The 10,085-nt window shown below is 74.3% G+C and carries 1 protein-coding gene; it reads right to left on the reverse strand.

From position 1 onward, the window contains the following. Positions 1-7 precede the first annotated feature (7 nt). Entirely contained in the window at positions 8-10,066 is a 10,059-nt protein-coding gene (locus ACWCHM_RS07705; RefSeq protein WP_454221870.1) for an SDR family NAD(P)-dependent oxidoreductase, read from the reverse strand. Positions 10,067-10,085 lie beyond the last annotated feature (19 nt).

Below are 10,085 nucleotides of genomic sequence, written 5' to 3' on the forward strand. Positions count from 1 at the left end.
TCCTTCGTCAGTCGGCGCGGCGGCCCAGTTCGGTGTCGATGAGGTGGAAGATCTCGTCGGCCGAGGCGGTCGCGAGCCGGGCCGTCGGGTCGACGTCCGGTGCCGCGCGTTCGTCGGTGAGCCGGGTCAGCACCGCCTGTAGGCGCGCGACGAGCTGGGGCGTCTCGGGGTCGGCGTCGTCCCGGGCGGCCACCGTCGCCTCCAACCGGTCGAGCAGCGCCGACAGCGACGGGGCCGGACCGGTGCCGGCCGACCCGGCGGTGAGCTGCGCGAGCAGGTAGCGGGCCAGGACCGCCGGGGTGGGCTGCTCGAACACGAGTGTCGGGGCGAGCACCAGCCCGGTGGCGGCCTGTAGCCGGTCGCGCAACTGCACGGCGGTCATCGAGTCCATGCCCGCGTTCTGGAACGGCAGGTCCGGGCCGATGGCCGTGGCGTCGACGTGCCCCAGCGCCCGTGCCGCCTGGTCGAGCACCAGGCCACGGACCAGCCGCTCCTGGGCGTCGGGGTCCAGGCCGGTGAGGCGGTCGACGAGCCGCACGCCGTCGTCGCGGGTGGCCGGTGCCGTCGGCCGGGGGACCAGGTCACGCAGGACCGGCGGCACGTCGGTGCCGGCCGGCACCGCCGCCAGGTCCAGGGCGGAGGCCGGCAACAGCGGCTCGACGCCGATCGGTCCGGCGGCGAACGCGGCGTCCAGCAGGGTGGCCGCCCGGGTCGTGGTCAGCGGCCGGTGGACGGCGTCCCCGGCCGGCGGCCCCCACGCCACGACGACAGCCGGCAGTCCGCGGTGCGCACGCCGCCGCGCCACCGCCTCCGCCAGGGCGCGGTTGTCCAGCGTGCTGACCAGCACGAACGCGGCGGGCCCCGGACCGGGGAGAAGCTCGTCCAGGTGTACGGGCAGATCCTCGCCGGGATCGTCGTCCCCGGCGTGGATGACGGCGGTCAACGGCTCTCCGGGCGGGACGTCGGCGAGGATCTTGGCCAGTGCCTCCCGGCCGAGCCGTGCGTCGCCCACCGTCAACAGCCGTCCGACGTCGCGTCGGCGGGCCAACTGGGCGGCCAGGATCCGACCCGGCGTCGTCTCCGCCCCGGTCAACAGGACGGTGCCCGTCGGGTCCAGGACGCACCCCGGGCCGGCCGGTCGGGTGGCGTGCCGCAGCCGGGGCACGTAGAGCCGGGTGCGGCGTACCGCGACGTCGGGTTCGTCCAGGCCCAGGACCGCATCGACCAGGTCGGGAGCGACCTCGTCGGCGTCGGCGTCGAGGAGGACGAACCGGCCCACGGCGGAGCGTTGCCGAACCCGCAGCAGCTCCCGGACGGCGCCGGTGGTGGCGTCGGGCATGTCGTCGTCGTCGACCCGCACCGCGCCGCGGGTGACGACCACGAGCGGCCGGCCGTCCGGCACGGTGTCGAGCAGGTCGGAGAGCCAACCGGCGGCGGCGTGCACGGCGTCGGCGACGGGGGCGTCGAAGCGCGGGAGTTCGGCCACCGTGGCCCCACCCGGCCGGTGCGTCGACATCTCGGCCGGCTGCCAGCCCAGGGCCAGCAGGGCCGGGGCGGCCGGGGACAGCTGCTGCGGCGCGACTGCCGTGTAGGTCAGTTCGTCGACCGTGCCCACGAGGTCGCCGTCCCCGTCGGTGAGCCGGACCCGGACCCTCCGCTCGTCGAGCACGGTGACGTCGGCGTGGACCGCCACCGGGCCCCGGTGCCGCAGGTGCACCCCGCGCCACCCGGTCGGCACCAGGACCGTCCCCGCCTCGACCGGGAGCAGGTCGCTGTGGACGGCCGCGTCGAACAGGACGGGATGCAGCCGGTAGCGGCCCGCCTCGTCGTGGAGGTGCTCGGGCAGGGCGACCAGCGGGCCGCCGGTCGGCGCAGCGGTCGGCGACTCGGGGGGCTCCGGGGCCAGCACACCGGTGCCGTGCACCTGCCACGGCCCGTCGTCACCGGGCCGCACGTACACGCTCACCGGGCGTCGCCCCTGCGCGTCCGGGGTGGCCACCCGTACCTGGAGCGCCAGGGTGTCCTCCGCGGGCAGCACCAGGGGGCCGCTGAGCGTGAGCTGTTCCAGCAGGGGCGTGCCGCCCCGCCCGCCGGCCTCGACCACCAGTTCGGTGAGGGCGGCAGCCGGCAGGACCTCCTCCAGCCACGGCAGGTCCCGTCGGGAGATCCGGCTGTCGAAGGTGAGATCGTCACCCGCGAGGGCGACTGCCGCGCCGAGCAGCGGGTGACCGGTGGCCGTACGGCCGGGGCCGGTGTCGGCCTGCGTCTGCGCGACTGCCCAGTAGCTGCGGGTCTGGAAGGCGTAGCGGGGCAGCTCGACCCGGGTCGCGCCGGTCCCGGCGAACCAGGCGGCCCAGTCGACGGGCACCCCCCGCGCCCAGGCCGTCGCGACGGCGGACACCAGTGACCGCGTCTCGGACGTCCGCCGGTGACCCGTCGCAACGGCACCGTCGACCAGCGCGGCCAGCGTCGTGTCGGGGCCGATCTCCAGGAACGTGGTCACTCCCAGCTCGCCCAGGGTCGCCACCGCGTCGGCGAACCGGACGGTGGAGCGGATCTGGTTCGTCCAGTACCCGCCGTCGCTCCACTCGTCCCGGACGGGCCGGCCGGTCACCGTCGACACGGCGGGAATCCGTGGCGTCGCGTACCGCACCGCGTCAGCCGTCTCGGCGAACGCCTCAAGCATCGGCGTCATCAGCGAGGAGTGGAACGCGTGCGACACCGCCAGCCGGCGTACCCGCCGACCCCGCCGCGACCACGACGCCTCCGCCTCGGTGACGACGGCCTCGGGGCCGGCCAGCACCAGCGACCGGGGGCCGTTCACCGCCGCGACGTCGAGCCGGGGCTGCCCCTCGGCGACCTCCGCCTCGGTCGCCTCGACCGCCAGCATCGCCCCACCGGCGGGGAGGTCCTGCATCAGGCGGGCCCGTGCGCCGACCAGCGTGGCGGCGTCGGTCAGGGACAGCACGCCGGCCACGTGTGCGGCCGCCAGTTCACCGATGGAGTGTCCGGCCACGAAGTCCGGGGTGACGCCCCACGAGGACAGCAGCCGGAACAGGGCGACCTCGAAGGCGAACAGGGCCGGCTGGGTGTAGCCGGTGTCGTCGAGGCCGTCGCCGGAGTCGACGACGTCCCGCAGTGGACGGGGCAGCAGCGGGTCCAGGGCCGCGCACACCTCGTCGAAGGCGGCGCGGAACACCGGGAAGGTCTCCCGCAGTTCGCGACCCATCCCCACCCGCTGCGCGCCCTGGCCGGTGAACAGGAACGCCGTGCGCACCTGCGGCGGGACGACAGTGCCCGACACCGAGCCCAGGCCGGCCAGGATCTCCTCCCGGTCCGCGCCCACGACCACGGCCCGGACCGGCAGCGCCGCGCGCCGGGTCAACGAGTACGCCACGTCGGTGGGGTTGAGGTGGGGGTGGTTGGTGAGGTGGTGGTGGAGTCGGGTGGCTTGTTGGGTGAGGGTGTGGTGGTTGTGGGCGGAGATGATGAGGGGTTGGTGGGGTGGGGGGTTGGTGGTGGGTGGTGGTGGTGGGGTGGGTGGGGTGGGTGGTTGTTCGAGGATGACGTGGGCGTTGGTGCCGCTGATGCCGAAGCTGCTGACGGCGGCGCGGCGGGGTCGGTCGGTGTCGGGCCAGGGTCGGGCGTGGGTGAGGAGTTTGATGTTGCCGGTGGTCCAGTCGACGTGGGGGGTGGGTTCGTCGGCGTGGAGGGTGGGGGGGAGGGTGGCGTGTCGGATGGCTTCGATCACTTTGATGATGCCGCCGACGCCGGCGGCGGCCTGGGTGTGGCCGAGGTTGGATTTGAGGGAGCCGAGCCAGAGTGGTTGGTCGCGGTGTTGTCCGTAGGTGGCGAGGAGGGCTTGGGCTTCGATGGGGTCGCCGAGTCGGGTGCCGGTGCCGTGGGCTTCGATGAGGGTGATGTCGTGGGGTTGGAGTCCGGCGTTGTGGAGGGCTTGGTGGATGACGCGTTGTTGGGCGGGTCCGTTGGGTGCGGTGAGTCCGTTGGAGGCGCCGTCTTGGTTGATGGCGCTGCCGCGGATGATGGCGTGGATGTGGTGGCCTTGTTGTTGGGCGTCGGTGAGGCGTTGGAGGAGGAGGAGTCCGGCGCCTTCGGACCAGCCGGTGCCGTCGGCGTGGGTGGAGAAGGGTTTGCAGCGTCCGTCGGGGGCGAGTCCGCGTTGGCGGGCGAATTCGGTGAAGGTGTGGGGTTGGGTCATGATGGTGGCGCCGCCGGTGAGGGCGAGGTCGCATTCGTGGTTGCGGAGTGCGGTGGCGGCGAGGTGGAGTGCGACGAGTGAGGATGAGCAGGCGGTGTCGATGGTGATGGCGGGGCCTTGGAGGCCGAGGGTGTACGCGATCCGCCCCGACGCCACACTTGCCGCGCTACCGCCCGCCAGATATCCCTGTAGCTCCTGCGGCAACTGCTCCAGGCGGGAGCCGTAGTCGCTGTACATGGTGCCGATGAAGACTCCGGTGTTGGTGCCGTGGAGGGTGGTGGGGTTGATGCCTGCGTGTTCGAGGGTTTCCCAGGCGGTGTGGAGGAGGAGTCGTTGTTGGGGGTCGGTGGCGGTGGCTTCGCGGGGTGACATGTTGAAGAATTCGGCGTCGAATTGGTCGGCGTTGTGGAGGAAGCCGCCGTGTTGGGTGTAGGTGGTGCCGGGGTGGTCGGGGTCGGGGTGGTAGAGGGTGTCGAGGTGCCAGCCTCGGTTGGTGGGGAATGTGGTGATGGCGTCGGTGGTGGTGGTGATGAGGTGCCAGAGTTCGTCGGGGGTGTTGGCGTTGCCGGGGTAGTGGCAGCCCATGCCGATGATGGCGATGGGTTCGTCGGTGGTGTGGGTGGTGGTGCGGGTGACGGCGGTGGTGGTGTTGGTGGTGTTGGTGAGGCGGTCGAGCAGGTAGCGGGTCAACGCCCCCACCGACGGATGGTCGAAGGCCAGCGTGGTCGGCAGCGTCAGCCCGGTGGCGGCGGCGAGCTGGTTGCGCAACTCGACCGCCGTCAACGAATCCAGCCCCAGTTCCTGTAGCGGACGCTCGGCCACCAACGCCACGGCGTCGGCATGGCCCAGGACACCCGCCAACCGGGTCCGGACCAGGTCCGCCACCACCCGGTCGCGTTCGGTCACGGACAGCGCCGCGAGCTGCGTGCCGAGGCCCTGTCCGGGGGACGCCGACGCCCGCGCCGACGGACGCCCCGCCGGTACGAGACCACGCAGCAGCACCGGTGGCTCGGCGCTACGCCGCAGCTGTCCGAGATCCAGGGCGGTGGCGGCGTACAGGGCCGCACCACCGGACAGGGCCTGGTCGAACAGGGCCAGTCCGGCGGCGGAGGAGAGCGGACGCAGCCCGCTGCGGGCCAACCGGCGCAGGTCCGCCTCCGCCAACCGCCCGGTGAGTCCGCTCGACTGCTCCCACAGCCCCCAGGCCAGGGAGACCGCCGGCAGGCCGGCGGCCCGCCGGTGGGCGGCGAGCGCGTCGAGGAAGGCGTTACCGGCCGCGTAGTTCGCCTGACCGGCGGTCCCCACCAGACCGGCGAGCGAGGAGTACAGCACGAACGCCGACAACTCCCGGTCGAGGGTGAGCTGGTGCAGGTGCCAGGCCGCGTCGACCTTGGGTCGCAGCACCGCGTCGACCTGCTCGGCGGTGAGCGCGGTGAGGACGCCGTCGTCGGTGACACCTGCGGTGTGTACGACCGCCCGCAGCGGCCGGTCGGACGGCACCGCACGGAGCACCTCGGCCAGCGCGTCCCGGTCGGCGACGTCGCAGCCGGCGAAGGAGACCTCCGCGCCCAGCGCCGTCAGCTCGTCCCGCAGCGCGGCGACGCCCTCGGCGCGGTCACCGGCCCGACTGACCAGCAGCAGTCGACGGGCGCCGTGGGCGGTCACCAGGTGCCGCGCGACCATCGCACCGAGCACGCCGGTGCCCCCGGTGACCAGCACCGTGCCCTCGTCGAACCGGGGCGGGCGGGCCTGCGCGGCCGTCGCGCCGTCCTCCCGCCGGCCGACGCCGACGCCGTCCGCGGGGCCGAGCCGGGGCACCAGCAGCTGGCCGTCGCGGATCGCCACCTGCGGCTCGCCGCCGGCCACCGCCCCGGCGAGCTGCGCGGCGGTGGCGTCGTCGTCGAGGTCCACGATGGTCAGCCGGCCGGGCTGTTCGGTCTGCGCGGAGCGCAGCAGCCCCCACAGGGCGGCGTGGGTCAGCGTGGGGGAGTCCCCGGGCCGGGCCGCCACCGCGCCTCTCGTCACCACCACCAGCCTGCTGTCGGCGTAGCGGTCGTCGGCCAGAAAGCGTCGGGACACCCCGAGCGCCCAGCTGACCGTGGCGTGCGTCCCGGCCACCACGTCGTCGGCGACGTCCGACGGTGTCACGGCGATCAGGACGTCCGGCGGCTGCGCCAGCTCGGTCAGCTCGGCGTGCACCGGCCAGGTTCCCCCGGGGTCGGCGTACGCCAGCGAGGCCACCTCGGGCCCGGTGCCGAGCAACGCCCAGCGTCGCCCGGCCCCGGGGTCCACCGGGTCGGCCGGCTGCCACCGCAGGCTCCACAGCTGACCCGGGCGGCCCGGTCCGTCGTCATCGGCGGCGACGGCCAACGGTCGCAACGACAGGGCGTCGACGGTGGCGACGGGCCCACCGGCCCCGTCGGCGACCAGCACCGCCACGGTGTCCCCGCTGACCGGGGTCAGCCGCACCCGCAGGGTCGTCGCGCCGGCGGCCCGGACCCGGACCCCCGCCCAGGCGAAGGGCATCCGGGCCGGCAGGTCGTCGACGACCCCGGGCAGGAGCGGGTGCAGCGCGGCGTCGAGCAGGGCCGGATGGATCGTGAACCGGTCCGGGTCGTCGACAGTCACCTCCGCGTACCGTACGTCGCCCTGCCGCCACAACCGACGCAGGCCCCGGAAGGCGGGCCCGTAGGTGTAACCGGCCGCGACCAGGCGGTCGTACGCCCCGGTCAGGTCGACCTCGTCCGCGCCGGCCGGCGGCCAGTGGGGCAGGCCCTCCGGTGTGGACGTCCCGTCCAAGGTGAGCAGACCGGTGGCGACCGGGTACCAGTCGGTGTCGACGGTCCGGGCGTGGATGTCGACGCGGCGGCTCCCGTCGTCGCCGGTCGGGCCCACCACCACCTGCACCTGCGCCGCCCCTTCGTCGGGCACGACGAGCGGGGCGAGCAGGGTCAGCTCCCCGACCGTGGTGAGCCCCGTCTCGTCGGCCGCGCGGACCGCCATCTCCAGCAGGGCGGTCCCCGGCACGACCACCCGGCCGTGCAGGAGATGGTCGGCCAGCCAGGGTTGGGTGTCGGCCGAGAGCCGACCGGTCAGCAGCACCTCGTCGGTGTCGGCCCGGCGGACCACCGCGCCGAGCAGCGGATGGCCCGCCGGGTCGAGACCCAGCCCGGCGGAGTCGGCGGCGGCCGGCCGGGGATCGAGCCAGTAACGGCGGTTGTCGAACGCGTACGGGGGCAGGTCGACCCGGTTGACGGCGGCGTCGGCGAAGTACGCCGGCCAGTCCACCGACACGCCGCGTGTCCACAGCGCGCCGGCGGCGGCCACCACCGCCTGCGGCTCCGGCCGGTCCCGCCGGCAGGTCGGCACCGCGCCCTCGGCCAGCACCGACAGCACCGCGTCCGGCCCCACCTCCAGCAGGGTGGTCGCCCCCTGGGCGCGCAGCGTCGCCACCGCGTCGGCGAACCGCACGGTCGCCCGGACCTGTCCCGCCCAGTACCCCGGGTCGCCCCATTCCCCGGTCACCAGCGCCCCGGTCACCGTCGACACGGCGGGGATCTCCGGCACCGCGTAGCTGAGGGTGGCGGCCGTCTGGCGTAGGGCGGGCAGCATCGGGTCCATCAACGCCGAGTGGAAGGCGTGCGAGACCGTCAGGCTGCGGACCCGGCGTCCCCGGCCGGCCCACTCGACGCGGGCGCGTTCGATGCCGTCCTCGTCGCCCGCGAGCACCACCGCGCGCGGCCCGTTCACCGCGGCCACGTCCAGCCCCTCCGGCAGCCACCCGAGCAGTTCCTGCTCGTCGGCCTCGACGGCGAGCATGGCGCCGCCGGGCGGTAGGGCCTGCATCAGTCGGGCCCGGGCGGCGACGAGGGTCGCGGCGTCGTGCAGGGTGAGTGTCCCGCTGACGTACGCGGCGGTGAGTTCGCCGACGGAGTGTCCGGCGACCAGGTCGGCGGTGATGCCCCACGAGGTCAGGAGCCGGTAGAGGGCGGTTTCGAAGGCGAACAGGGCCGGCTGGGTGTAACCGGTGTCGTCGAGGCCGTCGCCGGAGTCGACGACCTCGCGTAGGGGCCGGGGCAGCAGGGGGTCCAGTGCGGCGCACACCTCGTCGAAGGCGGCGCGGAACACGGGGAAGGCCTCCCGTAGTTCGCGTCCCATGCCGGCGTGCTGCGCGCCCTGACCGGTGAACAGGAAGGCGGTGCGACCTCCGGCGGCGGCGGTGGTCGGCGTCGCGGTCGCCAGCGCCGCCAGCAGGGCCGCCCGGTCGGTGCCGGTGGCCACCGCCCGCACGGGCAGCGAACCCCGGTGCGCCAACGACAGGGCGACGTCGCCGGCCTCGACGTCCGGCTGCTCCCGGAGGAACTCCGTCAGGCGGTCCACCTGGGCCCGCAGGCCGTCGGCGGTCCGGGCCGAGACCAGCCACGGCGTCACCGGCAGCGGCCCGCCGGTCGCCGGTGGCTGCTCGGGCGCCTGCTCCAGGACGACGTGGGCGTTCGTGCCGCCGAAACCGAACGACGACACGGCCGCCCGGCGCGGCCCCTCGCGCTCGGGCCAGGGTCGGGCCTCGGTCAACAGCGCGAGCCCGCTGGTGGCCCAGTCGACGTGCGGGGTGGGCTCGTCGGCGTGCAGGGTGGGCGGCAGCAGGCCGTGCCGGATGGCCTGGACGACCTTGATGATGCCGCCGACCCCGGCGGCGGCCTGGGTGTGCCCGATGTTGGACTTCAACGAGCCGAGCCAGGCAGGCCGGTCGGGGGAGTGGTCCTGCCCGTAGGTGGCCGCGAGGGCCTCCGCCTCGATGGGGTCGCCGAGGCGGGTGCCCGTGCCGTGGGCCTCGATGAGATCGACGTCGGCGGGGCGGAGCCCGGCGGCGTCGAGCGCGCGCCGGATGACGCGTTCCTGGGCGGGGCCGCTGGGCGCGGTGAGGCCGTTGGAGGCCCCGTCGGAGTTGACGGCGCTGCCCCGCACGACGGCCAGCACCCGGTGGCCGTGGCGCAGCGCGTCGGTGAGGCGCTCGACGAGCAGCAGGCCGACCCCTTCGGACCAGCCGGTGCCGTCGGCGTGCGCGGAGAACGACTTGCACCGCCCGTCGTCGGCGAGGCCGCGCAGGCGGGAGAACTCGACGAACGCCACGGGCGTCGACATGACGGCGACCCCACCGGCCAGCGCCAGGTCGCATTCGCCCCGCCGCAGCGCGGTCGCCGCCAGGTGCAGGGCGACCAGCGACGACGAGCAGGCCGTGTCCACGGTCACCACCGGGCCCCCCAACCCGAGGGTGTACGCCAACCGGCCCGAGGCGATGCTTCCGGCGCTCCCGCTGAACAGGTGACCCTGGAAGCCGTCCGGCGGCAGGTCGGGCCGGGAGCCGTAGTCGCTGTACATGGCGCCGGTGAAGACTCCGGTGTTGGTGCCGTGGAGGGTGGTGGGGTTGATGCCTGCGTGTTCGAGGGTTTCCCAGGCGGTGTGGAGGAGGAGTCGTTGTTGGGGGTCGGTGGCGGTGGCTTCGCGGGGTGACATGTTGAAGAATTCGGCGTCGAATTGGTCGGCGTTGTGGAGGAAGCCGCCGTGTTGGGTGTAGGTGGTGCCGGGGTGGTCGGGGTCGGGGTGGTAGAGGGTGTCGAGGTGCCAGCCTCGGTTGGTGGGGAATGTGGTGATGGCGTCGGTGGTGGTGGTGATGAGGTGCCAGAGTTCGTCGGGGGTGTTGGCGTTGCCGGGGTAGTGGCAGCCCATGCCGATGATGGCGATGGGCTCCTGCTGCCGGTCCTCGACCTCCTGGAGGCGGCGTCGCGCCTCCCGCACGTCCGCGACGGCCCGCTTCAGATATTCGCGGAGTTTGTCCTCGTCAGCCACGTCTTCCCAACTCTCCGGG

This window comes from Micromonospora sp. SCSIO 07396 (assembly GCF_053667945.1).